Genomic DNA, 25,157 nt, shown 5'->3' on the forward strand with positions numbered 1-25,157 from the left:
GTGCTGCGTGGTTTCGACGTTGGCAAAGCAGAGATTTATGCCCGCCACATATGTCACCAATAGCACAGCTTTAGCCGAAGGTTAAGCCTATTGGATGATTTTTTATAGTCGGGTACTCGCTTCGCGCCTTCTTCAGCTTACCCTGGGCAGGCTGCGAACTGGCTACGAATAGCCTGGTGGCGGTTCAAGGCGCTATTGAAAACACGCCATGGCGCCTCGTCATTGGTCAGCGACAGCCAGTTCTGCTGATAGTCTTGCCATGCTTCAGGCGGGTCAATCGGGTGGCTATTGACGAGTTGATTGATCGCCTTGAGCCATTCATGAGCAACGTTTTCCAACTGTTGCACCTCTGTCATGTCCCAATCCGGCAGGCACTCAGCGCTGGCCTGTTCGAGCATCAGGCTGGCCTCGTCAAGCCGTTGAGAGGCCAGGAGCAAAGCACGCAGTATTTCAGCGCTGAGAGGGCGCTGATTTAATTCTTTAAGGTGATTTTCCAAACGGCTTGAGTCCTGTTCCCACTGGCGGTCAAACTGATGCAGCGTCATGCGTTGCAGATAGTCCACAGCCTCCAGTGCGGCGTCGATATCTTGCAGCGTTGTGGAAGATAAAGGAGTGCTCGCGCGGGAAAAGCTTTTTTGCCACTCTGTTGACTCGAAGATGGCATTCCAGCTGACGTAGGGAAGCTGTGCCGTCTTGTTCATCGTCATATCGAGTAGGCGTTCACGATTCTCTTCGGAGAGCTGCTCAGGCGTATTGGTGTTCCAGCAGCTGCTTAGCTGTTGCCAGAGCTCGCGTTCGTATAACCATTGCTGGCTGGGTGGCGCTACCTTGCCTAGCTGGTTGTTACGTGCTGCGATAAGCGAGGTAATCTGGCATCCACGCAGGGCGTAGATATTGAGCATTCCCTCGCGCATTTCTTCAATCTCAAAAACCAGGCGCTGTGTCTCCGGGAAGGAGGGAATATTATCAGGTTCAGTGGTTTCAATCGGCGTACTGCTGAGAGCATCGCCAAGCTGTTGGTGATACTGCTGCCAGTCATCGTTGTCATTGTTGCCACAGCCTTGCAATACCATCAAAGGGAACGCCCATAACGCAGCATTCAAAACATGACGCAATCCGGGTACAAACTCGGAAACAAACGACATAGCAGCTACTCCGGTCGGCTTATCACATGTAATCGCCAGGCCAATAATAGTGCGGCGGTGCTAAGGCCTGCAATCAAACCGATCCAATAACCGTGTACCCCGAGTGCGGAAATCTCACCGAAACCTTGGCGGCCCAACCAATGACCACCGCCCAGGCCGACACTCCAATAGGAAACCACGGTAATCAGCATGACGACCCGGGTGTCCTTATAGCCGCGCAGAGCCCCTGCCAGGTTTGCCTGCAAGGAATCCGAGACCTGAAAAAAGACGGCCAGGGTCAATAGGGAGGCGGCAAGTGCTTGGACGTCTGGGTCCGGTGTATAGAGCGAGATCACCCAACGGCCTGTTAACCAGAGAAGAGAACTATTGATTGCCGCTGTTAGCAGACTGATAGCAATGCCGTTCCAGGCAACCTGGCGAGCGCGTTCAGGGCGTTGTTGTCCAAGGGTATTACCCACCCTGACGGTGAGTGCCATGCTTAGCGACATGGGGAGCATGAACAGTATGGTGGTGAAACTCAGGGCAATCTGGTGGGCTGCCACCGTAATTTCACCCAGGCTGGCAATAAACAGCGCAATCAGGGTGAACAGAGTGACTTCAACAAAAATCGCCACCCCGATAGGAATCCCGACAACCAGCAGTTCGCGTATGCCAATCCATTGGGGCAGAGCAATTTGCTGCCACAAGGATACCTCACGGTAGGCTCGGCCCTTTTGGGTGTAGAGCATCATGGCTAATGCCATTGTCCACATCGATATGGCCGTGGCGATGCCACAACCCAGCGCACCCAGCGCAGGTAGTTGCTGCAACGATGCGGGAATCCAGGTGCCGAACAGCTCGACCAGGCCGTCCCCACCGTAAATCAACAGATAGTTAGCGGGTATATTGACGCCCAGCCCTACCAGGCTGATCCACAGGGCAGGACGGGTATGATTCATGCCATCAGAAAAGGCGCGCAGTGCCTGAAACAACGCAATACCGGGCATACCGAAGGCAACCGCCGACAGATAGGCGGCTGAACTGCGGGCAACATGCTCAGGCACTGCCATTAGCTGAAAAACCGGTGTCACCAGAAACCATAGCAAGCCTGCTGAAATAGCCCCGAGCAGAAGGGCTATCCATAATGCCTGGTGTACGGCAGGCCGGATGCCTGCATGGCGTTTGCCGCCCAGCATATGGGCGACAATCGGCGTTAAGCCCATCAGGGTGCCGGTCATGAACAGCATCAATGGCATCCACAGGCTTGAACCAACGGAGACAGCTGCCAATGCCGTCGGGCTTTGGCGTCCGGTCATCATGACGTCGACCACGCTCATGCCGGCCTGAGCCAGTTGGGCACCGCAAATCGGCAGTGCCAGGCGCACCAGTAACCGGGTCTCCGGCCAATAAAGGGTTTTGAGTTGCTTGCTCAGGCTTTCCAAGGTGGACTTCCTAGATAGTGGATATTCCTGTTTAAAAAAACGATTCTAGCAGCTATTGCTGTTCGTTGATCACACCACATGACGTCATAGGGTGTCGGTCTTTATAATCATCATCATGTGCCATTTTTTCGTGATCAATATTCAACCGGATAGAATTTATGCATGACGAGACCCGCTGGACGCTTGCCGATATTATCGCTCTGTTTGATGGTGTATTTGCCAAGCGTTACCGCACCCGGCTGACGCGTGGTGGCGATGAACCTTTGTATCAGCCAGCCAGCGGCGATGCTGACTACCATCAGGTGATTTTTGCCCATGGGTTCTATGCCAGCGCATTGCATGAAATCAGCCACTGGTGCATCGCTGGCGAGCAGCGAAGACAGCTTGAGGATTACGGCTACTGGTACCTGCCCGACGGTCGTGATGCCCAACAGCAAGGTGCCTTTGAAGCCGCAGAGATTGCTCCACAGGCACTTGAATCACTGTTCTGTGAGGCCAGCCAGCGCCCCTTTCATGTCAGCGTGGATAATCTGGGGGGCGAGGCAGAAGTAGACCGGGAAAGTTTTGCTAACAAGGTGTTATCGCGGGCGCAGCGCTATCGGGCTGAAGGGTTGCCACGCCGCGCGGCTGCTTTCCAGATGGCCTTGCAGCGTTATTATCAACAGGCAGCTTCACTGGATCAGGCGTGCAGGGCCGGGCTGGCGGTGCTGGATCACTCGGCGTCATCACCTTCAAGTCGTTGATGTAACGCCAGCATGGCGCTTACCTCATCTTCAGGGCGCATTGGCTCCAGGCCCAGTTGATCAAACACCTCGCGGCGTTGACGCTGCCATTCTGCGTCGTTCAAGCCTGGGTACAGGCTTTCCGCAGGGGCAAGCTCAACGAAGGGGTCAATGCCGTAGGTGTCAAACAGGCGCGCCAAGGCGAGCTCATCTTCGCCGCTGCCACTGGTGTAGAGAGTCTCATTGAAATAATCGGTTTCCAGCTCACGAATGACATCCAGCGGGCTGACGCCAAAGCTCTCCAGTTCCTCTGCGCTATATTCGTTGGTGACATGGTCGGATTCTGCAATCCAGCTGTCATCTGGCTGAATCAGGGTGTGCTTGATGCGCCCATCCGCCAAAGACCAGGCAACCGAAAGTGGCAAGCCTTCCTCGTCGCCTGTTTCAATGGCAATAAAGCCGGGTAATTCACTCATTAGGGTTCCTTTTAGGTGTTACAGGTGCTTTGCAGCGGCTGACTCATTGACCAGCGATGGTAACCGGAAAAAGCGCTGCGCCGTCGCGCTGCTGGCGGCTGCCAGCCGAGCTTCACTGACGCCGTGCCAATGGGCAATTTCACGCACAATCCACGGCAGCAGTGCAGGTTCATGGCGCCGCCCCTTCAACTTGGCCGGTAAATTGCGCGGTAAAAGATACGGGCAGTCGGTTTCTACCATAAGCCGATCAAGAGGGATATCCTTGACCAGTGGCTGCAGGTGGTGACCGCGTCGCTCGTCGCAAATCCAGCCGGTGAGCCCTATGTGCAAGTCTAGGTCCAGATAGCCGTAAAGGGTATCTTTGTCGGCGGTAAAGCAATGAATAACAGCGTCGCTGATATCTCCGCGCCAGTGCTGCAGCATATCGCGCATGCGCGGCCCCGCATCACGCTCATGCAGAAAAAGGGGCAAGCCGCTGCTGGCGGCCAGCGCAAGCTGTGCTTCAAAGGCGCGTTCCTGCTCCTGCGGAGTTGAAAAGTTGCGGTTGAAATCCAGCCCGCATTCGCCCACCGCCACAACGCCCGGATGCTGATGCAGTTCAGCCAGTTGCTGGCCGAGCGTGTCTGTCCACTGGCTGGCATCGTGAGGGTGAATGCCCGCCGTGGCAAAGACACCGCTGTACTGCTCGCTGAGGCTGGCTGCCTGACGAGCATGAAGTAGATCGGTGCCGGTCAGGATCAGGGTGGTGACGTTGGCAGCATGGGCGCGTTCAATGACCTCTGGGAGATCACGCTGAAAACTGTCGTGAGTCAGGTTGGCACCAATGTCCACCAGCGGGGCAGGTGATTGAAAGCGCAAGGCTTCGGGTAGTGTCGAATTGTCACGCAGAGTGGTCACACAAGGCTCCTTCAGGAATTTAGCCACAGCGAATTTGCAGCGCTCAGTCTACCTTGCCAAGAAAGCTTCCACGAGACGTCTGCAAGGTAAACATTATCAAGGCAGCATGCGTTACACTATGGCCTTTATTATGCGTTTCATGATGATGGAGAACACTGAGTGACCTTGTTACGACTTGAACAGCTGCAACTCGCTTACGGCACCCAAGTATTGCTTGACCGCGCTGACCTGACGGTCGAAAAAGGCGAGCGGCTGGCGCTGGTCGGGCGCAACGGCACCGGTAAATCAACGCTTTTAAAGCTGGTGGCTGGCGATATCAAACCCGATGATGGCACCATCTGGCGTGCGCCTGGGCTGAAAATTGGTGTTCTGTCTCAGGAGTTGCCGGAGTCTTCCGGTATGACCATCTTCGATATGGTTGCCCAGGGGCTGCCTGAAGCCGGTGACTTGCTTTCCGAGTATCACCATCTGATCAACGATCCTGACCCTGACATGAACCGCATGGCGGTGTTGCAAACCCGGATCGAGGCGATTGATGGCTGGTCATTCCATCAGCGTATTGATGTGGTGCTTACTCGCCTGGGGTTGCCACCTGAAGCTGAAATGAGTGCGCTTTCCGGCGGCTGGCGGCGGCGCGTAGCCCTGGCGCGGGCCCTGGTGGCCGAGCCTGATCTGCTGTTGCTGGACGAGCCGACCAACCACCTGGATCTTGACACCATCGCCTGGCTGGAAGAGCAGTTGCTGGCGTTTAATGGCGCTGTGCTACTGATTACCCACGACCGTGCCTTCCTGTCCAAACTGGCCACCCATATTCTCGAACTGGATCGTGGCAAGCTGGGCCGCTACCCCGGGAAATACGCTGAATACCAGGAACGCAAGCAGCACGAACTGGAAGTCGAAGCGCGTGAGAATGCGCTTTTTGACAAAAAGCTGGCCCAGGAGGAAGCCTGGATTCGTCAAGGCGTCAAGGCACGTCGTACCCGTAATGAAGGCCGTGTACGCGAGCTTGAGCAGATGCGCATGGAGCGCAGCCAGCGTCGCGAACGTCAGGGCACGGCCAATCTGTCGGTGGATAGCGGCGAGCGTACCGGTAAGCGGGTCGTCAAGCTGAAAGGCGTGACCCAACGCTTTGGTGATGAGGTCATCCTGCGCGATGTCAATCTGGAAGTCATGCGCGGCGACCGGATTGGTTTTCTGGGCCGTAACGGCGCCGGTAAGACAACCTTGCTTAAAATTCTGCTGGGAGAGTTGGCTCCCACAGAAGGCAGCGTACAGCTGGGTACTAACCTGCAGGTAGCCTATTTCGACCAGCTGCGTGCCGGGCTTGAGTTGAACAAAACCGTCTATGATAACGTGGCCCAAGGCAGCGACCGTGTCAGCGTAGGGGGCAAGGATCGCCATGTCATGAGCTATCTGCAGGACTTCCTGTTTACGCCTGATCGGGTGCGTCAGCCGGTCAAGGCGCTGTCTGGCGGTGAATCCAATCGTCTTCTGCTGGCCAAACTGTTTACCCAGCCTGCCAATGTTCTGGTTCTTGATGAGCCGACCAACGATCTGGATATGGAAACCCTGGAGCTGCTTGAAGAGCTGCTACTGGATTTCGACGGAACCCTGTTGCTGGTCTCTCACGACCGTACCTTTATGGATAACGTTGTCACCAGTATGTTGGCGTTTGAAGGTCAAGGCTGCGTGCGTGAGTATGTGGGCGGCTATACCGACTGGATTCGTCAGGGTGGCAAGTTGCCCCCGGCGCCGTGGGACGGTGCGGCTCGTCAACACACCGAGCCAACCAGCGAGGTGGCCGAGAAAGCTCAGGATAAACCGGCGGCCGAGCCTGCGCGTAAAACCGTCAAACTTTCCTACAAGTTGCAGCGTGAACTGGATGGGTTGCCGGCCGATATCGAGCGCCTTGAAGGCGAAATAGAAACCTTGGAGCAGGAGGTGGGTGATCCAGCGTTTTACCAGCAGGACGCCAGTGTCGTCACGGCCAGGCTGCAGGCGCTGGAAAACGTCCAGCAATCATTGGAAGCCGCCATGGAGCGTTGGATGGAGCTTGAAGCGATGGCTAACGGTGAGCAGTAATTAGCGGCTTGGCAAGGCAGTTCTGTCAGTAGCGACCCAGTAAGAACAACAAGGCACCCGAACGGGTGCCTTGTCAGATTCACTAAGAGCTTGTGTTGAACGATACGGTTACTCGGCGCTTTCTTCGCCTTTCTTACCAACGCGCACAGCAAGTACATCGCACTGAGCGCCGTGCAGTACACCAGTTGATGTAGAACCCAGCAACAATGCGAAACCATGACGGCCATGGGAGCCAACGACAATCAGGTCCACGTCGTGTTCCTGGGCAAAACGATGGATTTCAGTATCCGGCATGCCCACCAGCACGTGCTGGTCTTCGCTGGGAATATGCGTTTCGGCAATTTCTGCCAGGCGCTTTTTGGCGTGATCATCCAATTGATCCTGAATGCTGGTGAGATCCATGGGAATATCGCCGCCATAGGCAAAACCGAGGGGCTCCAGGGTATGCATGATGGAGATCTTGGCGTCATTGTTACGTTCGGCAATCGCCACGGCGCGTTCAAGGACTTTATGGGAATCTTTGGTCAAATCCACCGCGACCAGAATATGATGGTAGCTCATGGGTGCTCCTCAAAATAAGACAGTCAGCTGAGAACAATAAAGTGTGTACTCTTTACTTTAGGCGGGTTTTCGTTAAGTAACAACGACCTGGATCATTATTTTGAAGATCTGCTAGATTTTCGGGCAGATCGTCCATGTCGTCATCCCTATACCCAGAGAGGCAAGCAATGGAATGGTTTTTTATTATTATCGTGGTGATGCTTGTGGCGGCACCGGTGATGTGGCTGAAGCCTAGCCCGCGTCAGCAGCGTCAGGCGTTGCTGCGCAACAGTGTGCGCAAGCAGGGCGTTGATGTGAAAATGGCTGTGCCGCCGCTGCATGATGTCAAACAGGCAATGCCTGGTTACCAATGGCGTTACCCGCAGCAAGCCCCCGGGCCGGATTTTCTTCTCGTCCGAGACAGCGATGCCAGTGATGCCCTGACCCCCTACCATGCAGGCTGGCGCTGGCGGATAGCACCGTTACGCGCCTGGCCGGAACCGGCGGATAGCGTTCTCAAGGCCTTACTGGAGCGTTTGCCCCAGGATGCCTTGGTGCTGGAGTCCAGCGAATCCTCACTGACCTTATGGTGGTGGGAGTCGCAGAATGCCGAACGCTTTTCCAGCTATATCGAAGATTTTGTCACGCTGCGTGATTGCCTGAAAGGCCACGCGGACCGCCCGAAAAAACAGCATAAAGCATCGGCCTTGACTCATGGCAGGGACGACGTCTCTGCCTCCTGATCCTGTGCCTGAATCGCCAGGCCGTTAGCCTCGATATGCGCAAGCCAGTCCTCAAGCTGTTGTATTTGCTGGTCACTTAAGCCAGCAAGCATTTCCTGACGGGCCTTTGAGGCAATCGCATCAATCTGTTCAAGCAGAGGCAATGCTTCATCGGTCAGATAGATACGTTTGGCCCGCCGATCATTGCCACAGGCCTGGCGTGTAATCAGCCCCTGGGATTCCAACTGACTCAGCGTGCGTACCAGCGAAGGTGCTTCAACGCCGATATTACGCGCAAGCTCGCATTGGGTTTGCCCATTTCCCATGCGCCAGAGGTGGTACAAGGTGACCCAGCGGGTCTGAGTGAGGCCTAGCGGCGCCAGACGACGATCAATGATCGAGCGCCATAAATGTGGGAGTCGGGCAATGCGGAAGCCAATAGTAGACGCCATAAATCAACCTGCAGATGGTGGCTATGTTAAATACCCATGTTCATTACCAAGTGTCGATAGGCAATGAGTTGAATGCAAGTCCTGGTTGAGAGCGCCATCCACTGGACAGATGTCATTCAAGGCTTGACGTCTGAAATAATCTCGACCAAGCTAAGGCAATCAAACGGTCGTATGAATTTGTTTCTGTCACCAGTCCAATGGAGTAAGGCGGATGATCTATCAAGGTAATGCCATTTCGGTGGCGCGCAGCGATGACGATATCGCAACCCTCACTTTTGACCTGCAGGGTGAATCTGTCAACAAGCTTTCCAGCGCGGTGATCAAAGAGCTTGGTGAGGCCGTCCAGGCCCTGAATGCCGAGCATGGCCTGAATGGCCTGATTATCGCCAGCGGGAAAGAGGCATTTATTGTCGGCGCGGATATTACCGAGTTTCATCAGCTCTTCGATAAAGGCCAGGATTATCTTGTTGAGATGAACCTCAAGGTGCATGAAATTTTTAATGCCATCGAAGATCTGCCTTTCCCCACTGTCACGGCTATCAATGGGCTAGCGCTGGGCGGTGGCTGTGAAGTGCTGCTGACCACCGATTTTCGCGTGATGAGCGAAAAAGCCAAGATTGGTCTGCCGGAAACCAAGCTGGGGATTATTCCCGGCTGGGGTGGCTGTGTGCGCCTGCCACGCATGATAGGCGCAGATAATGCCATTGAATGGATCGCCGGAGGAACGGAAAACCGGGCCGATGCCGCTTTAAAAGTCGGTGCCGTTGATGCGGTAGTGCCGCAGGACGACCTGCTGGATGCCGCCGCTGATATTCTGCACCGCGCCAATGCCGGTGAGCTGGATATTGAAGCACGTCGTAATGAAAAGAAATCAGCGCTGAAACTCAATGCCATTGAACAGATGATGGTGTTTGAAACGGCCAAAGGTTACGTTGCAGGTAAGGCGGGGCCGCATTATCCGGCACCGATTGAAGCCATCAAGGTGATCCAGAAAGGCGCCGGTGAAGAGCGCGAACGTGCTCAGCAGATTGAAGCCAACACCTTTGCGCGCATGGCCCTGACGGATGTGGCCTTTAACCTTGTTGGCCTGTTCATGAATGACCAGCTGGTCAAGAAAAAGGGCAGCGGTTACGAAAAGCAGTCTCAACCGGTTAAGCAGACTGCCGTGCTGGGCGCCGGCATCATGGGGGGCGGTATTGCCTATCAAAGTGCCTCCAAGGGCACCCCCATCCTGATGAAGGATATCAAAGACGATGCCATTGAGCTGGGCCTTAAGGAGGCGCGCAAGCTGTTTGCCAAACAGGTTGACCGCAAGAAACTCAGCGTTGACCAGATGGCAGCTCGGCTTTCCAATATTCGCCCCACGCTTTCCTATGGTGATTTTGGCAACGTTGATCTGGTGGTCGAAGCCGTGGTTGAAAACCCCAAGGTGAAAGACGCCGTTCTGACTGAGGTAGAAGACAAGGTCAGCGACAGCACCATCCTGACCTCCAACACGTCAACGATTTCGATTAACCGTCTGGCGAAAAACCTTAAGCGCCCGGAAAATTTCTGCGGCATGCACTTTTTTAACCCGGTACATCGTATGCCGCTGGTGGAAGTCATCCGCGGTGAAAAGACCTCGGACGCCGCCGTTGCCGCGACCGTTGCCTATGCCCGTGCCATGGGCAAGACGCCGATTGTAGTCAACGATTGCCCGGGCTTTCTGGTCAACCGTGTGCTGTTTCCCTACTTTGGCGGTTTCAGCTTCCTGATGGAGCAAGGCGCTGATTTCCAGCGAGTCGATAAGGTCATGGAAAAATTCGGCTGGCCGATGGGGCCTGCCTATCTGCTGGATGTGGTCGGGCTGGATACCGCCGTGCATGCCAATGAAGTGATGGCCGAGGGTTTCCCGGATCGTATGGCGCGTGAGACGAAAACGGCCATTCAGGTGATGTTTGACAATGACCGCCTGGGGCAGAAAAACGCCAAGGGTTTTTACACTTATGAAGAAGACAAGAAAGGTAAACCCGTCAAGGTAAGCGATGAGCAGGCGCATTCGCTGGTCAGCAGCGTGGTCAAGGAAACCAAGGAGTTTTCCGATGACGATATTATCGCCCGCATGATGGTGCCGCTATGCCTTGAAACGGTGCGCTGCCTGGAAGATGGCATTGTTGATTCTGCCGCAGAGGCAGATATGGCCTTGATCTATGGGATTGGTTTCCCGCCTTTCCGTGGGGGCGCGCTGCGCTATATCGATGCCATGGGTGTCGCTGAGTTTGTCGCCCAGGCGGATGCGCTGGCCGAGGAGCTGGGCGCACTCTATGCCCCGACCCCGAAACTACGTGAAATGGCGCGTGATCATTCACGTTTTTATCCCGCTAACGCCTGATCAACCACCGCACAGAGGAGATTGAAAATGAGTTTGAACCCGAGAGATATCGTGGTGGTTGATGCAACCCGTACCGCCATGGCTAAAGCCAAGCAGGGTGCCTTTCGCCATGTTCGTGCTGAAAACCTGTCGGCCGCTGTCATGCAGTCACTGTTTGATCGCAACCCCAACCTTGATCCGTCAGAAGTGGATGATGTGATCTGGGGGTGTGTCAACCAGACCCTGGAACAGGCCATGAACATCGCCCGCAACGCGGCGATCATGACCGGCATTCCCCGCTCTGTGCCTGCGCAGACGGTCAATCGGCTGTGTGGATCCTCCATGAGCGCCCTGCATATTGCAGCGGCGAACATCAAGGCGGGTATGGGAGACTTCTTTATTATCGGCGGCGTTGAGCACATGGAGCATGTGCCCATGACCCACGGCGTGGATGTTAACCCGGCTGCCAGCAAACATGCGGCCAAGGCCGCCATGATGATGGGCCTGACGGCAGAACTGCTGGGCAAGATGCACGGCATTAGTCGCGAAGATCAGGACAAGTTTGGCGTGCGTTCCCACCAGCGCGCTCAGGCGGCGATGGAAAACGGCTACTTTGCTAACGAAATTGTTGGTGTGGAAGGGCATGATGCCAAGGGCTTCAAGGTGCTGGTGAAAAACGACGAAGTGATTCGCCCGGAAAGCACTCTGGAATCCATGGCGGCTCTGAAGCCGGTGTTTGATCCGCGCAGCGGCACCGTGACCGCTGGCACCTCATCGGCCCTTTCGGTCGGGGCTTCTGCCATGGCGGTAATGAGCTATGAGCGTGCCCAAGCATTGGGCCTGACACCCATGGCCAGGGTTCTGTCAACCGGTGTAGCTGGTTGCGATGCGTCTATCATGGGCTATGGCCCGGTGCCTGCTTCCAAAAAGGCGCTTAAAGCGGCTGGGCTTAAAGCAGACGATATCGACACCGTTGAGCTTAATGAAGCCTTTGCAGCCCAAGGCCTACCCGTATTGAAAGATCTTGGCTTCCTCGATGCCATGGATGAAAAGGTCAACCTGCACGGTGGCGCGATTGCCCTGGGGCACCCCTTGGGCTGTTCGGGCTCACGTATCTGCACCACCTTGCTGAACGTGATGAATCAGCAGGACACGTCACTTGGCCTGGCCACCATGTGTATTGGTATGGGGCAGGGCGTCGCTACGGTGTTTGAACGCCTGAAATAAACGCGCCAGAGCGCTATGCGGGCGCTTTGAACGTTGCATAAGCCAGCCATGTAAGGCGGCGGCATCTTGATAAAAGGTGCCGCCATTTTTGCGTCAGGAGCAGGCGTTTTTAGCGGCCGTTTTTAACAAATTTTTTAACACCCGCTTTTTAACAACCCAGTTCAAAGGAAATACGCTCTGCAGTATCGAGCAATTGTCCCTTGAGCGCGCTGATGTGGTCATCGCTACTCATCAGGGCGTCAGGGCCTGAAATATTGATCGCGGCGACGATATTCCCTTGATAGTCCTTCAGCCCGGTGGCAATGGCGGTGGCATAGTCAGAGCGGTGCATCACCCAGCCGTTGGCTCTATCCTGGATAACCGTCTGTTTGAGTTCAGGCAGGGTGCGGGGTGCTGGCGCCGGATAGCCGTCCAGACGTACGTGTTGATAGAGCGCATCCAACTCCGCTTCGTCTAGGGCGGTAAGCAGCACTCGCCCCATGGCGCAGCTATGGCAGGCAATGCGGGTACCCACCGGGATGTTCACCGATAGCCGCTGAGACGCAAAGGAGCGGTAGATATACACCGCTTCACGGCCCTCGCGCACACTGAGATGGCAGGACATTGATACCTGATTGCGCAGGTTATTCAGGTGCGGCATGACGATATCGACAATATCCCGACTGGCCAGGTAGCTAAAGCCCTGGGAGATTACCTGAGGGCCCAGCTGATAGGTGTTCTTGGCGACCTTTTCAAGATAATGCATCTCGGTCAGAGTCGACACGATGCGGTAGATGGAGGCTGTAGTGACATCAAGAGCGTCAGCAAACTCCTGGGTCGTCAGAACCCGATGCTGGCTGTCGAACAGCTCAAGAATTCTAAGACCGCGATAGAGGGCGGGAACCGTATAGTCGTTCTCTTTGCTGGAATGTTTCGCCATAAGCGTGATGAGGCTCAGCTGAAGGGTGGGGAGATTAAAACGGCCGGGTATTGTTCCAGACCGTTTTGATTGCGCGCTATTTTAAGGGGCGCTTGGTTGGCTGACTAGCATGGCGCACCACCGCATCAGCTTTCCAGCGCGTGCTGCAAGGCCGTCACGCTCAAGGGCTGGTCGTCAAATTCCTGCATTGCATCCAGCATCACCGACCAGAAATAACAGGCCAAAGCCGTGTCGACCAGCAGATAGAAGCAGGCACCGGCATTAATGACGATGGCGTTGGCGCGGGCAACCGAGGTTTGCGCCACCTGGCCCGGCGCAAAGACGTTCGGGCGCATATCAACACCGCACAGCTTGGCCATCACTGCGCTGATGTGTGGGCCACTCAATGCCAGCCAGGCGTGGGTGTCCTGGCGTGGCAGGCAGTAGACGCCGCTCTGGTGAGAAGGCCATTGTGTTTCATGCTGGCTGATCCGCTGGCCTGCATCCGCAAGGCTGCCCAGGAGCAGATATTCGCTGGCGGAAAGCCGTGCCACCAGGCTGCCATCCGGCTGTTTTACCGCCTGATTCGGGGCTGATGGCAGCTGATAACCATGCTTAGTGAGAAAACCTGCCGCCTTTTGGCCACGCACCCCAAGGCGAGCCAGCGCAGACAGATCCGACAGGCTGCACTGGGTGAGCCGTGCAGCATTTGCCTCCTTGCCATCATCCGGCGTTCCCTCAACGGCATAGCCATTCAACGGTTGCCAGTGGTCGTTTACTGAGCGGGCCTGATGAAGGTGGTAAAGCGGCGTGCGCTTGGGAGCAAGAGCCTCTTGTAGAGTCGCCATGGTTACATCTCCTGTCGGCTATTCTGGGCATCGTAGAAAGGTAGCTTGACGACCTCGGCGTTGACTTCTGAACCACCTTCGACACGGATGGTAATCTGGCTGCCGGGGGATTTATCAGGGCTGGCATAGGCCAAGCCAATAATGCTCTCCAGGGTGGCCGAGTATTCACAGGAGGTGACGTTACCAGTGATATCCGCCCCGTCGAGTACCAGATGGCCTTCCAACGGTTGGGCGCTGGAAGCGGGCAGCTGGAAAGCCACCAGGCGGCGCTTGGCAGGCTGGCTTTCGAGGATATCCACGGCGCGGCGGCCAACGAAAAACGGTTTCTTTCGGTTGACGGCCCAGCTCATGCCAATCTCGCCAGGGTGGCTCATGCCGTCGGTATCCTGGCCGATGATGACATGGCCTTTCTCAAGGCGTAGCAGGCGCTGGGCCTCAACGCCGAAGGGGCGGATATTCAGCTCGGCACCGGCTTCCATCAAGAGGTCCCAAAGGTACTCGCCGTAACGCGAGGGTACGTGCAGCTCATAGCTGAGTTCACCGACAAAGCCGGTGCGCATGATGCGCGTTGGCGCCTCACCGATATGACCTTCACGCAATTCCAGATAGGGTAGCGCCTCTGCACTGAGGTCAACGCCGGTGCACACTTTTTCCAGTACCTGGCGTGATAACGGGCCTGCAATGTTTACTGCGGCATACGCCGAGGTGACATTGGCAATATCAACGTCCAGTCGCCACTGGGCATTCCACTGCAACATACTCTGGAAGACGCGACCGACACCGCTGGTCGTCGCGGTCACGTAAAAATGATCGTCAGCGAGGCGGCAGGAGACGCCGTCATCGATGACCACGCCCTGTTCGTTGGTCATGGCCGCGTAACGGGTGCGTCCCACCGGCTGCTTGAGGAACCCAAAGGTGAAAATGCGGTTAATAAACTCTGCCGCATCAGGCCCGCGAATGTCGATGCCGCCCAGGGACGAGACATCAATTAGCCCGACGCGCTGCCGGACCTGCTGGGCCTCTTCCTGCATGCACTGATGACGGTCAAGGCGGCCATCTGCGCAGGGGTAGTACGCCGGGCGTTGCCAGTCGCCGGCGGGCATCATTTTCGCCCCCAGTTGCACATGGCGCTGGTGCATGGTGGTCATCCGGTAGGGGTCAAAGCTGCGCCCGGCAAGGTGCGCCAGGGTTTCGGCGCTAAAGGGCGGGCGCGCCGTGGTGACGCCGGTTTCACTGACAGAGCGCTGGGTGGCATCAGCCACCAGCCGCGCAGTTGGCAGCGCCGAGTGGCGGCCCTGGGAAGGGCCCATGCCAACGGTGGAAAAGCGTTTGACCAGTTGCACATCTCGGTAACCGTGGCGAGTGGCGTTGACGATATCGCGGATCTGCAGGTCTTCGTCAAAATCGACAAATTCCTTGCCTTTGGGGTGGGCGAAAATGGGCCAGGGAAAGTTGACCTGTTTAGCGGGCGGCCCTATGGGCGCCGTGCCCGGTGTTGGCAAGCCGAGGCTTAACAGTGCCTGAGTAGCCGCGTAGGCGCCGTCCTGAATCACCTGATCCAGATCATGCAGGCCATTAACCGAACCAGCCACGTATAAATGCTGGGGCAGGTTGGAAAGTGAGAACTCAGCGGCAGCGTCGTTATAGCTGAGCTTGCCGCCTGCCTGGCACACCAGCTGATAGACCGGCATGTAGCCTGCGGTCATGCACAGCAGATCACAGTCAAGGGTAATGCTGTCGGTTGCGACCTCACCTCGACGGCTGATACGGCGTATATCAACGCCTGTCACCCGGTGCAGGTGCTTATCGCTCAGCGCTTCAAACACCGTGTGTTCCTGGTACAACGCAATGGCGTGTTGCTTGAGCGTTTCCATCAGCGCCGCATCCGCCGGGCCAGATCGCATATCGACCAGAGCAGCCACCTTGACGCCTTGCTCATGCAGATCAAGAGCGGCCAAATAGCCATCATCATTACCGGTAAGTACCACCGCGCATTGCCCTGGACGAACGGCGTAATGGCGCATCAAGCGCTGGGCGGCGCTGGCCAGCATGACCCCTGGCAAATCGTTGTTACGAAAGATAACGGGCTGGTCGAAGGCGCCGCTGGCGACGATGCATTCCTTGGCACGCACCTTGTACATCCGCTTGCCCTGAATGACCGGCAGGTAGTTATCGGTGAACCAGCCATTGCAGGTGGCATCAACGAGCACCCGGATATTGGGGTGGGCTTCCACAGCCGCGACCTGTTCCTGACGCACCTGGGAGGCGCGATGGCCCTGCGCATCGAAACGGGCATAAGTCAGCGCACCGCCGAGCAAGGGGGATTGTTCGACCAACAGTACCTGAGCGCCTGCCTCGGCGGCGGTCAAGGCCGCGTTGAGCCCGGCAGGGCCACTGCCCACTACCATGATGTCGGTAAACAGGTAGGCCTTGTCGTGATAATCACCGCTTGCCTTGAGGTCAAAGCGTCCTAGCCCGGCTTTTTTGCGAATCAGCGGCTCCCAGACTTTCCAGGCGCCCTTGGGCTTATAAAATGAGCGGTAATAAAAACCCACCGGCATGAATTTCGAGAACTTGCCAAGCCGCATGTCACGGTCATGGTCGAGGCTGCCGTTATAGTTCTGGCCTGTGGCGTTCAATCCCTCAGAAACAGGGTGGGTATCGGCCAGCACGTTGGGTTCATCGGGTAGCTGCACCAGGGTATTGGCATCCTGGCCGGCCATGGTCAACGGGCCGCGCGGGCGGTGGTACTTGAACGAGCGCGACAGCAGGTAGCGGCCATCAGCCGCCAGGGCGCTGGCAATGGTATCGCCCGCAAAACCTTGGTAGCGCACCCCTTCAAAGCATATTTCAACCGCTGCCTGACGGTCGATATGGCTGCCCATGGGGGCGGGTAGGCGCGTTGAAGCCGTCTGGGAGTCCGTGGCGTCGTGTTGGCTCATGCGTCGGTCTCCTGTGTGGAAAATTCAACCCGCTCCCGGAAGATTTCCTGAGGGTCAAAAGTGCGCAGAATCTCGTCCGTGACGGTATGCCGTTCGGCCAGAAACCAGTAGCTGGACGCCGCATGCATCCACCACTCGGTGACAACGACTGCGGTGTTGTCGCTGTAAAACACGTAGCCTGCCCATTCCCGGTCGCTACAGGCGTCGGGCATTGGCTTGAGCTCGCCGCCATAGATAAATTCACTGATATTACGCGGCCCGTTGAGCGGGCAATGCATGACTTTCATGGAACCTGCCTCTTGTTAGTGGCTGGCCGCTGTCGCGCCCATTTCGTTGACTTGCTGGAAGTTGGCAAAACGTTCCAGCTGGAATGGCTTTATCAGTGTGGGCACCTTGCCGCCACTGGCGACCAGTTCGGCCATGGTCTTGCCGCAGATAGGCGTGGCCTTGAAGCCCCAGGTGCCCCAGCCGGCATCCAGGTAATAGTTCTCGACCGGACTTTCGCCCATGATCGGGCTGTAATCAGGGGTCATGTCAGTAATCCCGCCCCATTGGCGCATCAGTTTGGCCTTGGCCAGGAAGGGAAACATCTCGATGCCACTGGCAATCAGGCTTTCTTTCATTTCAAGCGTAGAGCGGGTGTTGTAGAGCGGATAAGGGTCTGAGCCACCGCCGAAGACCACTTCCCCTCGGCTGGTCTGCTGCACATAGCAGTGCAGGGCAGAGGAGCTGACCAAGGGGTCGAGAAAGGGCTTCACTGGCTGGGTAACCATGGCTTGCAGCGGATAGCTGACGATAGGTAGGCGAAAGCCCGCCTTCTGGGCCAGCACCGAGCTGTAACCGGCCACGGCCTGGACGGCGCAACCACACTGGACGGTGCCGCGATTGGTTTTGACGCCGGTAATTCGCCCGCCCTCGATGATCAGGTCCTGAACGTCGGTCAACTGATGGATTTCCACGCCACGCTTGGCGGCTTCCTTGGCATAGCCCCAGGCCACGGCATCGTGGCGGGCCGTCGCGCCGTCGCGGTGCCAAAGACCTGCCAACACTGGCAGGTGTCCCGGGTCGAGGTTGAGTGTCGGCACCAGTTCCTGAATCTGCTGGCGGTCGATCATCTCGGTGCGTCCGCCAAAGTGCTTGTTGACTTCAGCCCGCTGACGAAAGGCGCGCACGGTTGCATCGGTGTGCGCCAGGGTCAGTTGGCCGCGCTCGGAATACATGATGTTGAAGTCAAATTCGTTTGAGAGGTTCTGGAACAGCTTGACCGACTCGCTATAGAACTTGACCCCTTCCGAGGTCAGGTAGTTGGAACGGATCACGGCCGTATTACGCGCTGTGTTGCCGCCGCCAAGGTAGGCCTTCTCAAGTACGGCAACCTTGGTGATGTGGTGATATTTCGCCAGATAATAAGCGATGGCCAGCCCATGACCTCCGCCACCGATGATCACCACATCGTAGGAGGGCTTGAGCTCTTTGGGGGGAGGCAGATCCACATCGACCGTGTAGTCCGAGGACAAGCCGTACTTCAATAATCCAAAAGGCATGGGAGCCCTCCTGTGGTGCATCGATTAATGACTGGCCCAGCGTTAACGTCAGGAGTGGTTATCTAGCCAGTTCATTGCTGTAGGTGTCTTTATTTTTATATGAATACTTAAATTCATATATGTATTATAAATGGGGTTATTTTCCATTTTTAGCCATATTTTATTCACAATAAAGATTATCTTTATATTTAGACGTTTGTCGAGCCGAAAATTGTCCAGCGTCGTTGAGAGACCAGCATCCGTCGAGGAAGGATCACTGTCTCTCAAAGCGTGCAGCGCAAATGGCTAAGTGTGTGGCGTGTAGTGATGTGTACTTATATAGCGAGGGGGCGTGCAGCTTGGGAAAAGGCGAGAGTGAAATATCTGGCGTTCAGGCAGTCGGCTCAAACATCCGAGCGTAAATATGGCAATCGACGGCATAGCAGAGGCAAGCCGCTGCTTCGAGGCCAAGGCGGTTCTCGTGCCAGGCGTGCCTGTAATTCATGAAAATGAGCGCAGGCCGCTGATTGGGCAATCTGGTTCATCAAGACGTCAAGATAACGTTTCATCAGCTGCTCAATCACCGGGCTTTTTGCCAGGTGCGCCTGAAAGCGTGCCGATGACATGCAAAGCGCCTGGCCCGCACCCTGAACCAGCATCTGTAGCGAGCTTGTGTGAGAGCCGAGTATCAGCGAGACACCCACCATGCCTTCATTGCCGGCCATGGCAACTTCCAGGCGGTTACCGCCTTCCAGCGTGGCAATCAGGGAAATAAGGCAGTCAATGGGAAACAAGGCATACGAGACTCTTTCACCTGGCTCGGTCAATATATCGCCAAAGTTCATCTCGACTATTTCGCAGTCAGCAAGAAAGGCGTTTTTTTCTGTGTTGGGCAAGCTATCGAGAAGTTGATTAGTATTGAAAGCATGAAAGGTGCCCATGTGCTTACTCCTGATGGGAACAATTGGCCAGCGGCACAGTTGCTGATCAAGGCTATGGTGGCGATTGCACACGGCTGGGAGTGGTTTCGCCGCCCATAAACAGCGAAATACCCACAATTCCCTCGGCGCCGACGACGGCAATCTCGGTCGAATCACCATCTTCCATAACACATAGCAAGGATACGATAGAATCTGTCGGAAAATAGACATGCTGCATCGCTTGTCCGGACTCGACCAGCGAATCGCCCAGTACCAGATCGACCTTTTCCATATCAGGTGCCAAGCGCTGATATTCATCCATCGGTAACGCCGCTAAAAGGTCATTCTGACGAGGGTCGCAGCCGTGCGGATCATGATGTGGCGGGATCATGAGTAAAACCTTCATGTGAGTTAATGGGGCAGTGATAAAGCGCTACTTAATAGGTGAGTTTATAGAAAATCAGAGAATCGCTATGTACGCTAGCGTACTAAAGCGGTGCCGTCACACCATTATTATTACTTTTTATTGGATAAGCCCCAGAATTTCATCCAAACTGGCATTATTGAAGCGTGACTTGGCAAAGCGATAAACTTAAACATCCATTTATATTAAAATTGTCTTTTTTAGATTTATATTTATAATGAATTCTGAAAAATGCCTGGCGCTATAAACCACCGATAAACCTTTGTTATCGGGAGAGATTCGTCGAGTAAACATAATGATGAAACAACAAGATGCTCGCTGTACGCCAGCGTTGATTGACGACCTGGAGCAGGTCAATGCTCATATGCTGCAGTCAGAGAAACTCGCTGCCATTGGCCAGCTTGCCGCAGGAGTTGCCCATGAGATCAATAGCCCGATCGGTTATGTGTCCTCCAATCTTGCTACCCTATCAGAATATCTCAGCGATATTCTGCGTCTGACCGACGGTATCGATAAGGTGGCGAGTCTGGATGAACTCAAGGAGCTGAGGCAGCAGCTTGATTACGGCTATATTCGCGACGATATCGAGCAGCTGGTAGCTGAATCCAATGAAGGTATCCAGCGGGTCAAGCGTATTGTCATGGCGCTCAAGGATTTTTCGCATATTGAAGATGAGACGTTTCGCCTGGCGGATCTGCATGATGGACTCGATACCACCCTCAACCTGGTCAGTCACGAAATCAAGCACAAGGCCAAGGTGAGCCTGGAATATGCAGATTTGCCCCAGGTGGAATGCATGCCTTCCCAGATCAATCAGGTGGCGCTGAATCTCCTGACCAATGCGGCTCATGCGGTAGAGGTGGGTGGCCAGATTATCCTGCGCACGGGCCGTGATGCGGATAGCGTCTGGTTTGAGGTAGAGGATAATGGCCATGGAGTGGCTGCCGAAAACGTTGATCGACTTTTTGAGCCGTTTTTTACCACCAAACCCAAAGGAGAGGGAACAGGGCTTGGTCTGGCGCTTTCCTATAGCATTGTATGTAAGCACCACGGTTGCATTGAAGCCTTTAGTGCCGAAAACAAGGGGAGCCGCTTTCGTGTGTGCTTGCCGATCACCCAGCCAGCCCATGAGCCTACGCTGGCGGAAAGCCCATGAGCATAGCGCTGAGTGTACCCGTAGGTGAGACGACCCTTTTACTGGTGGACGATGAACCTGAGGTGCTTCACGCCCTTGGGCGCCTGTTGCGTAATGAACCCTATCGTCTGCTGTTTGCAGCTGATGCTGACCAGGCGCTAGCGCTGTGTGCGGATAATGTTGTAGATCTGGTCATGACTGACTATCGCCTACAGGGGCAGGATGGCGTTGAGCTGCTGGGCCGTATCCAGCAAAGCCACCCGGATTGCCTGCGCCTGTTACTGACCGGGCAGGCCGATATGCAGGCAACCATTCGTGCCATCAATGATGGTCATGTCTATCGCTTTATCGCCAAGCCATGGAATAACGAAGAACTGCGCCAGGTACTTAAGCAAGCGCTTTCCCATCAGCAGTCCGAGCGTGAGCAGCAACGTCTGAAAGTGGTGACCCAGCAGCAGAATCAAGCGCTTGAGGCACTTAATGCCAGCCTTGAAGAGCGAGTTGAAGCCCGTACTCAAGAGCTTCGCCAGTCTGCTGCTATGTTGGATGCCGCCTATAGTGAGCTGCAGCAAAGCTATGTTACCGCTACCCAGGTGTTCTCCACCTTACTGAATCTGCGCTTGCCCAAACGATTGCAGAGCAACGGCCAGGTCGGTGATCTGCTGGAGGGGTTTGCATCTCGTTATGGGCTTGACGCCGAGCTTGCCAGAGACCTTGCCATGGCCGCAGCGCTCTATAATCTTGGCAAGCTGTGCTGGGACGACCGCCTTCTTGATACCCCGTCCGAACAGCTTTACGGGGCGGATCTGGATATCTACCGTAACTACCCGGTGGTTGGTGAAAGTCTTCTCATGTCGCTTGAGCACCTGGCCCCGACAGCACATATTATTGGCCATCACCATGAGCGCTGGAATGGCAGCGGATTCCCTAACCACCTTAAAGAAGAGGCGATTCCCTATGGTGCTCGCCTGCTGGGAATTGCGGTGGATTTCATCGAGCTGCAGCGGGGCATGCTGCTTAAACGCAAAGTGCCGCGTGATGATGCCTTGATGTTGCTTGAGAAACTGGCGGGTCGGGTCTACGACCCGGTGCTATGCCGTGACTTCATTACCCTGTGCCGCGAAGACGCCCCGGACCTGGGGGTTAAAGACCCGGATATTCAGGCGCTGGCAACCCGCCAGGTAGAGGAGGGCATGGTGCTTGCTGAAGATCTCTATACGCAAAGCGGTGTGCTGTTACTGAATGCTGGCAAGGTTCTGGAGCAGACATTGATCGACAAACTGATACGCTTTGAGGAGCTTGAACATACGCGCTATACGCTGCTTGTCAGACCACCGGAAGAGCCATCCGACGATGAATAAACATGCCCTTGTATCCCGCGTGACAGCATGAAGATTTCTGACCTGCTGCTTGAAAAGGATCCGTTTTTTACGCTTTCTCTTGACCTCTTTGCCTGGGTGGATCGCGCTGGAAACTTTCTGCAGCTTAACCCTGCTTTCAAGCGCTTTCTGGGTTACGAAATTGATGAACTAAAAGGTCAATCCTTTACTTATCTGGTGATCGCTGAGGATTGCTATCTGGTGGAGAACGCGCTCCAGTGCCTGGATGCCGAGTCGCCAGTGCAGGATCTGGTGGTTCGCGTTGAGGATTCATGGGGGCACATACACTGGATGGAGGTCAAGGCCGCTCTGTGCGCGCAGGCGCTGATTCATATGGTCGCCCGGGATATCACGCATCGCCGACGCCTGGGGCAGGAGGTTGACCGTCTGGCTGAGCGTCTTACCACCACGCTGGATAGCATTACGGATGGGTTTTTTACGCTGGATCACGAATGGCGCTTCACCTATCTGAATGTCACTGCGCAGCGTCTGTTGAAACATGAGCTGGGCGAGCTTGAAGGTGTCAGCCTATGGGATGCCTTCCCCGAGGGGCTGGGCACCCAGTTTGAACGCCAATACCGACGCGCTCTTGACGATAACATCAGCGTCTCCTTTGAGGCTCGCTATCCGGATCTTGGGCTCTGGCTTGAAATCACTGCCTACCCTTCCCGCGAAGGGTTGGCCGTGTATTTTCGTGATATCACTACACGCAAGGCCAATGAGCAGCGGCTGTATATTCTGGAACGCAGCATCGCCGCGAGCATCAATGGCGTGGTGATTACCGATGCCACCCAGAGTGACCATCCGATTATTTATGCCAACCCGGAATTCGAGCGGCTGACCGGCTATCAATATGAGGAAATTCGAGGGCGAAACTGTCGCTTTCTCCAGGGGCCAGACACTGATCCCCAGGGCATTGCCAAGGTGCGCGCCGCTATACTTAATGGCCAGAAAACCCAGGTTATATTGCGCAACTACCGCAAGGATGGCACGCCATTCTGGAACGAGTTGAATGTTTCACCCGTCGTGGATGAACAGGGTCAAGTCACCCACTTTATCGGTGTACAGCACGATATCACCATTCAGCGCAATTACGAGCAGCGTCTGGCCTTTAACGCCACCCATGATCTTTTAACTGGGCTGGCTAATCGCACTTTGCTGGAAGACCAATTGACAGAAGCGGTTAACAACACCCCCAAGGACACTGTGTTGGGCGTGCTGTTTGTCGATCTTGATGGCTTCAAACCGATCAACGATACGCTTGGGCACCGGGTTGGCGATAAGCTGCTTAAGCAGGTTGCCAAGCGCCTTTTGCAAGAAATTGAACCTGACAACACGGTTGCCCGTTTTGGTGCCGATGAGTTTGTGGTGGTCATGCCAGCCTGTACAAGCCTGGCGATAGTGCAATCCATGGCCGAAAGGCTGCTTGCCATCATTGCCCAGCCCTATCGGATTAGCGACAACGAATTGCGCATCACGGCTAGTATTGGTGTCGCCATCAAGGAGGGGTTGTTGGCGTCGCCGATGATTCTGGTACAACAGGCGGATATGGCCATGTATCGAGCCAAGCACCAGGGCCACAATGCCATTTACTGGTACCGCAAAGAGCTTGGGCAAAAGGCAAGCGAGAGTGTTTCATTGCGTCGTGACCTGCAAAAAGCCATTGATAACGAGCAGTTTAAACTGTATTACCAACCCCAGATTCACAGCCCAAGCGGGCGAGTGACCGGCTTTGAGGCGTTAATCCGCTGGCAGCATCCTGAACGTGGCCGCGTATCGCCTGCGGATTTCATTAGCCTTGCTGAAAGCACTGGCCAGATTATTCCGATCAGCGATTGGGTGTTGGCTACCGCCTGCCGTGATGGTAAAGCGCTCAATGCCCTTGGCCTGGGTGATTTCAGCATGGCGGTCAATATCTCACCCATGCAGTTTCAGCGTACCTACTTTGTGCGCGATCTTCTCCGCGTGCTCAAGAAGAGTGGCCTGCCGCCGGGATTGCTTGAACTTGAGTTGACCGAAGGGGTGTTGATGGAAAGTGCGGATTGGGCACTGAACACCTTGAAAGGCATAAGAAGAGAAGGGATTCAGCTAGCGATTGATGATTTCGGCACCGGCTTTTCGAGTCTTAGCTACCTTAAGCATCTGCCCGTCAGCAAGATCAAGATAGACCGTGCATTTATCAAAGACATCATCAGCGACCATCGTGATGCAGCGATTGTGCGGGGAACCATTGCCATGGCGCGGGCGATGGAGTTTGAAGTGTTGGCTGAAGGCGTTGAGACCCATGCCCAGTTTGCTTATCTTTCCCGCCAACTGTGCACACACTATCAGGGTTTCTATTTCGCAAGGCCCATGCCGCTGGATCGCTTGAAAGTATTTCTTGAGCAACATCATCGCGAGCAGGAGGCCTTTGAAGCCCAGGTGGATGAACCCACAAGGCCGACGCTTTTACTCCTTGATGATGAGGTGAATATCTTGCGCGCTCTTTCGCGTCTGCTGCGTCGTGAAGGGTACCGTATCCTGACGGCGCAAAGTGTCCATCAAGCCTTTGAACTATTGGCCAGCGAGGAAGTTCACGTCATTATCAGCGACCAACGAATGCCGGAAATGAGCGGTACCGTGTTTTTCCGTCGGGTCAAAGAGATTTATCCTGACATCGTTCAGGTCATGCTGTCGGGGTACACTGACCTGAAAACAGTCACGGAGGCAATTAACGAAGGGGCAATCTACAAATTTCTGACCAAACCCTGGGATGACAGCGAGCTGCGCCAGGTGGTCAGGAAAGCCTTTCAGCAATCAGCCTTGCAAGCGCTATCCTGAAATAGGCGTCATGCTTATAGATTGCAATGGCGTAATCGTGAGGGAAAAGCAGCAGGTTCTGTTGATCACATCAATCAACAGGTTTATGCAGTTTGGGCTTGCTACGCTTTGAGCGCATAGCGCAACATCCTTGTTTAAGCATTTCCCTTGCCATGCTCAACCTGAGTATGACGCTTATGATATTCAGTCACCGTGCGCTAGCGAACGCAGGGTTGAAAAGAACAATTAATATGA

The 25,157-nt window shown here is 55.2% G+C and carries 21 protein-coding genes; 8 read left to right on the plus strand and 13 right to left on the minus strand.

Translation table 11 applies throughout. The features are described 5' to 3' along the window. Positions 1-137: 137 nt before the first annotated feature. Together OR573_06250 and OR573_06255 are read right to left on the minus strand one after the other, a co-directional pair. Positions 138-1,145, minus strand: coding sequence for a DUF3080 family protein (locus OR573_06250; GenBank protein ID XGA81232.1), 1,008 nt, complete (start codon positions 1,143-1,145; stop codon positions 138-140). A 5-nt stretch (positions 1,146-1,150) separates the two neighbouring features. After that, positions 1,151-2,566: an MATE family efflux transporter gene (locus tag OR573_06255; protein ID XGA81233.1), complete on the minus strand. Its 1,416-nt coding sequence runs from the start codon at positions 2,564-2,566 to the stop codon at positions 1,151-1,153. 158 nt (positions 2,567-2,724) lie between these two features. Here OR573_06255 and OR573_06260 point away from each other — a divergent pair, with 158 nt between their 5' ends. Then, positions 2,725-3,309: an elongation factor P hydroxylase gene (locus tag OR573_06260; protein ID XGA81234.1), complete on the plus strand. Its 585-nt coding sequence runs from the start codon at positions 2,725-2,727 to the stop codon at positions 3,307-3,309. Here OR573_06260 and OR573_06265 read toward each other — a convergent pair. Beyond that, positions 3,279-3,764 carry a hypothetical protein gene (locus tag OR573_06265; protein XGA81235.1) on the minus strand — a complete coding sequence of 162 codons (486 nt, stop codon included), beginning with the start codon at positions 3,762-3,764 and terminating at the stop codon, positions 3,279-3,281. The genes OR573_06260 and OR573_06265 overlap by 31 nt on opposite strands. Positions 3,765-3,782: 18 nt before the next feature. Then, positions 3,783-4,661 carry a TatD family hydrolase gene (locus OR573_06270; GenBank protein XGA81236.1) on the minus strand — a complete coding sequence of 293 codons (879 nt, stop codon included), beginning with the start codon at positions 4,659-4,661 and terminating at the stop codon, positions 3,783-3,785. 159 nt (positions 4,662-4,820) lie between these two features. Here OR573_06270 and OR573_06275 point away from each other — a divergent pair, with 159 nt between their 5' ends. Next, entirely contained in the window at positions 4,821-6,743 is a 1,923-nt protein-coding gene (locus tag OR573_06275) for an ATP-binding cassette domain-containing protein (protein XGA81237.1), read from the plus strand. Positions 6,744-6,851: 108 nt separating this feature from the next. Here the strand turns inward: OR573_06275 and OR573_06280 are convergent, their stop codons facing one another. After that, positions 6,852-7,304, minus strand: coding sequence for a universal stress protein (locus tag OR573_06280; GenBank protein ID XGA81238.1), 453 nt, complete (start codon positions 7,302-7,304; stop codon positions 6,852-6,854). A 167-nt stretch (positions 7,305-7,471) separates the two neighbouring features. Between OR573_06280 and OR573_06285 the strand changes: the two genes are divergently transcribed. After that, positions 7,472-8,026, plus strand: a complete 555-nt coding sequence (locus tag OR573_06285) for a preprotein translocase subunit YajC (protein ID XGA81239.1) — start codon at positions 7,472-7,474, stop codon at positions 8,024-8,026. On the opposite strand, the gene slyA is transcribed toward OR573_06285, so the two are convergent. Beyond that, positions 7,996-8,457, minus strand: a complete 462-nt coding sequence (slyA, locus tag OR573_06290) for a transcriptional regulator SlyA (GenBank protein XGA81240.1) — start codon at positions 8,455-8,457, stop codon at positions 7,996-7,998. The two genes, OR573_06285 and slyA, sit on opposite strands and share 31 nt — an antisense overlap. 211 nt (positions 8,458-8,668) lie before the next feature. Between slyA and fadB the strand changes: the two genes are divergently transcribed. Further along, complete coding sequence (gene fadB / locus OR573_06295) at positions 8,669-10,828, plus strand: fatty acid oxidation complex subunit alpha FadB (protein ID XGA81241.1); 2,160 nt, start codon at positions 8,669-8,671, stop codon at positions 10,826-10,828. Between the two features lie 27 nt (positions 10,829-10,855). Further along, a complete protein-coding gene (gene fadA / locus OR573_06300) occupies positions 10,856-12,034 on the plus strand; it encodes an acetyl-CoA C-acyltransferase FadA (GenBank protein ID XGA81242.1) in 1,179 nt (392 codons plus the stop codon). Positions 12,035-12,182: 148 nt separating this feature from the next. Here the strand turns inward: fadA and OR573_06305 are convergent, their stop codons facing one another. The 7 genes from OR573_06305 to OR573_06335 form a co-directional block, all read right to left on the minus strand. Continuing rightward, positions 12,183-12,953, minus strand: a complete 771-nt coding sequence (locus OR573_06305) for an IclR family transcriptional regulator (protein XGA81243.1) — start codon at positions 12,951-12,953, stop codon at positions 12,183-12,185. 125 nt (positions 12,954-13,078) lie between these two features. Next, a complete protein-coding gene (locus tag OR573_06310; GenBank protein XGA81244.1) occupies positions 13,079-13,780 on the minus strand; it encodes a hypothetical protein in 702 nt (233 codons plus the stop codon). A gap of 2 nt (positions 13,781-13,782) precedes the next feature. Continuing rightward, positions 13,783-16,722: a 2Fe-2S iron-sulfur cluster-binding protein gene (locus OR573_06315; protein ID XGA81245.1), complete on the minus strand. Its 2,940-nt coding sequence runs from the start codon at positions 16,720-16,722 to the stop codon at positions 13,783-13,785. Further along, positions 16,719-17,009 carry a sarcosine oxidase subunit delta gene (locus tag OR573_06320; protein XGA81246.1) on the minus strand — a complete coding sequence of 97 codons (291 nt, stop codon included), beginning with the start codon at positions 17,007-17,009 and terminating at the stop codon, positions 16,719-16,721. The genes OR573_06315 and OR573_06320 overlap by 4 nt, the downstream gene beginning before the upstream one ends. A gap of 15 nt (positions 17,010-17,024) precedes the next feature. Further along, the gene (locus OR573_06325; GenBank protein ID XGA81247.1) at positions 17,025-18,266 is read right to left on the minus strand and encodes an FAD-dependent oxidoreductase; all 1,242 of its coding nucleotides are present in this window, start codon (positions 18,264-18,266) and stop codon (positions 17,025-17,027) included. A gap of 383 nt (positions 18,267-18,649) precedes the next feature. Next, positions 18,650-19,186 carry a hypothetical protein gene (locus tag OR573_06330; protein XGA81248.1) on the minus strand — a complete coding sequence of 179 codons (537 nt, stop codon included), beginning with the start codon at positions 19,184-19,186 and terminating at the stop codon, positions 18,650-18,652. 52 nt (positions 19,187-19,238) lie between these two features. Then, positions 19,239-19,556 carry a hypothetical protein gene (locus OR573_06335; GenBank protein XGA81249.1) on the minus strand — a complete coding sequence of 106 codons (318 nt, stop codon included), beginning with the start codon at positions 19,554-19,556 and terminating at the stop codon, positions 19,239-19,241. Between the two features lie 328 nt (positions 19,557-19,884). On the opposite strand from OR573_06335, the gene OR573_06340 reads away from it, so the two are divergent. The 3 genes from OR573_06340 to OR573_06350 are packed head-to-tail and all read left to right on the plus strand — an operon-like array spanning position 19,885 to position 24,923. After that, a complete protein-coding gene (locus OR573_06340) occupies positions 19,885-20,745 on the plus strand; it encodes an ATP-binding protein (GenBank protein XGA81250.1) in 861 nt (286 codons plus the stop codon). Continuing rightward, complete coding sequence (locus tag OR573_06345) at positions 20,742-22,085, plus strand: response regulator (protein ID XGA81251.1); 1,344 nt, start codon at positions 20,742-20,744, stop codon at positions 22,083-22,085. The genes OR573_06340 and OR573_06345 overlap by 4 nt, the downstream gene beginning before the upstream one ends. 27 nt (positions 22,086-22,112) lie before the next feature. After that, positions 22,113-24,923, plus strand: coding sequence for an EAL domain-containing protein (locus OR573_06350; GenBank protein XGA81252.1), 2,811 nt, complete (start codon positions 22,113-22,115; stop codon positions 24,921-24,923). Positions 24,924-25,157: the final 234 nt, after the last annotated feature.

Source organism: Halomonas sp. CH40 (assembly GCA_041875495.1).
GTDB lineage: Bacteria > Pseudomonadota > Gammaproteobacteria > Pseudomonadales > Halomonadaceae > Vreelandella.

Coding starts and splice junctions, on each gene's coding strand:
- OR573_06280 (XGA81238.1), bottom strand. CDS start 7,304: ATGAGCTACCATCATATTCTGGTCGCGGTGGATTTGACCAAAGATTCC.
- OR573_06325 (XGA81247.1), bottom strand. CDS start 18,266: ATGCCTTTTGGATTATTGAAGTACGGCTTGTCCTCGGACTACACGGTC.
- OR573_06345 (XGA81251.1), top strand. CDS start 20,742: ATGAGCATAGCGCTGAGTGTACCCGTAGGTGAGACGACCCTTTTACTG.
- OR573_06335 (XGA81249.1), bottom strand. CDS start 19,556: ATGATCCCGCCACATCATGATCCGCACGGCTGCGACCCTCGTCAGAAT.
- fadA (XGA81242.1), top strand. CDS start 10,856: ATGAGTTTGAACCCGAGAGATATCGTGGTGGTTGATGCAACCCGTACC.
- OR573_06305 (XGA81243.1), bottom strand. CDS start 12,953: ATGGCGAAACATTCCAGCAAAGAGAACGACTATACGGTTCCCGCCCTC.
- fadB (XGA81241.1), top strand. CDS start 8,669: ATGATCTATCAAGGTAATGCCATTTCGGTGGCGCGCAGCGATGACGAT.
- OR573_06310 (XGA81244.1), bottom strand. CDS start 13,780: ATGGCGACTCTACAAGAGGCTCTTGCTCCCAAGCGCACGCCGCTTTAC.
- OR573_06265 (XGA81235.1), bottom strand. CDS start 3,764: ATGAGTGAATTACCCGGCTTTATTGCCATTGAAACAGGCGACGAGGAA.
- OR573_06350 (XGA81252.1), top strand. CDS start 22,113: ATGAAGATTTCTGACCTGCTGCTTGAAAAGGATCCGTTTTTTACGCTT.
- OR573_06330 (XGA81248.1), bottom strand. CDS start 19,186: ATGGGCACCTTTCATGCTTTCAATACTAATCAACTTCTCGATAGCTTG.
- OR573_06250 (XGA81232.1), bottom strand. CDS start 1,145: ATGTCGTTTGTTTCCGAGTTTGTACCCGGATTGCGTCATGTTTTGAAT.
- OR573_06340 (XGA81250.1), top strand. CDS start 19,885: ATGATGAAACAACAAGATGCTCGCTGTACGCCAGCGTTGATTGACGAC.
- OR573_06285 (XGA81239.1), top strand. CDS start 7,472: ATGGAATGGTTTTTTATTATTATCGTGGTGATGCTTGTGGCGGCACCG.
- OR573_06315 (XGA81245.1), bottom strand. CDS start 16,722: ATGAGCCAACACGACGCCACGGACTCCCAGACGGCTTCAACGCGCCTA.
- OR573_06260 (XGA81234.1), top strand. CDS start 2,725: ATGCATGACGAGACCCGCTGGACGCTTGCCGATATTATCGCTCTGTTT.
- OR573_06320 (XGA81246.1), bottom strand. CDS start 17,009: ATGAAAGTCATGCATTGCCCGCTCAACGGGCCGCGTAATATCAGTGAA.
- slyA (XGA81240.1), bottom strand. CDS start 8,457: ATGGCGTCTACTATTGGCTTCCGCATTGCCCGACTCCCACATTTATGG.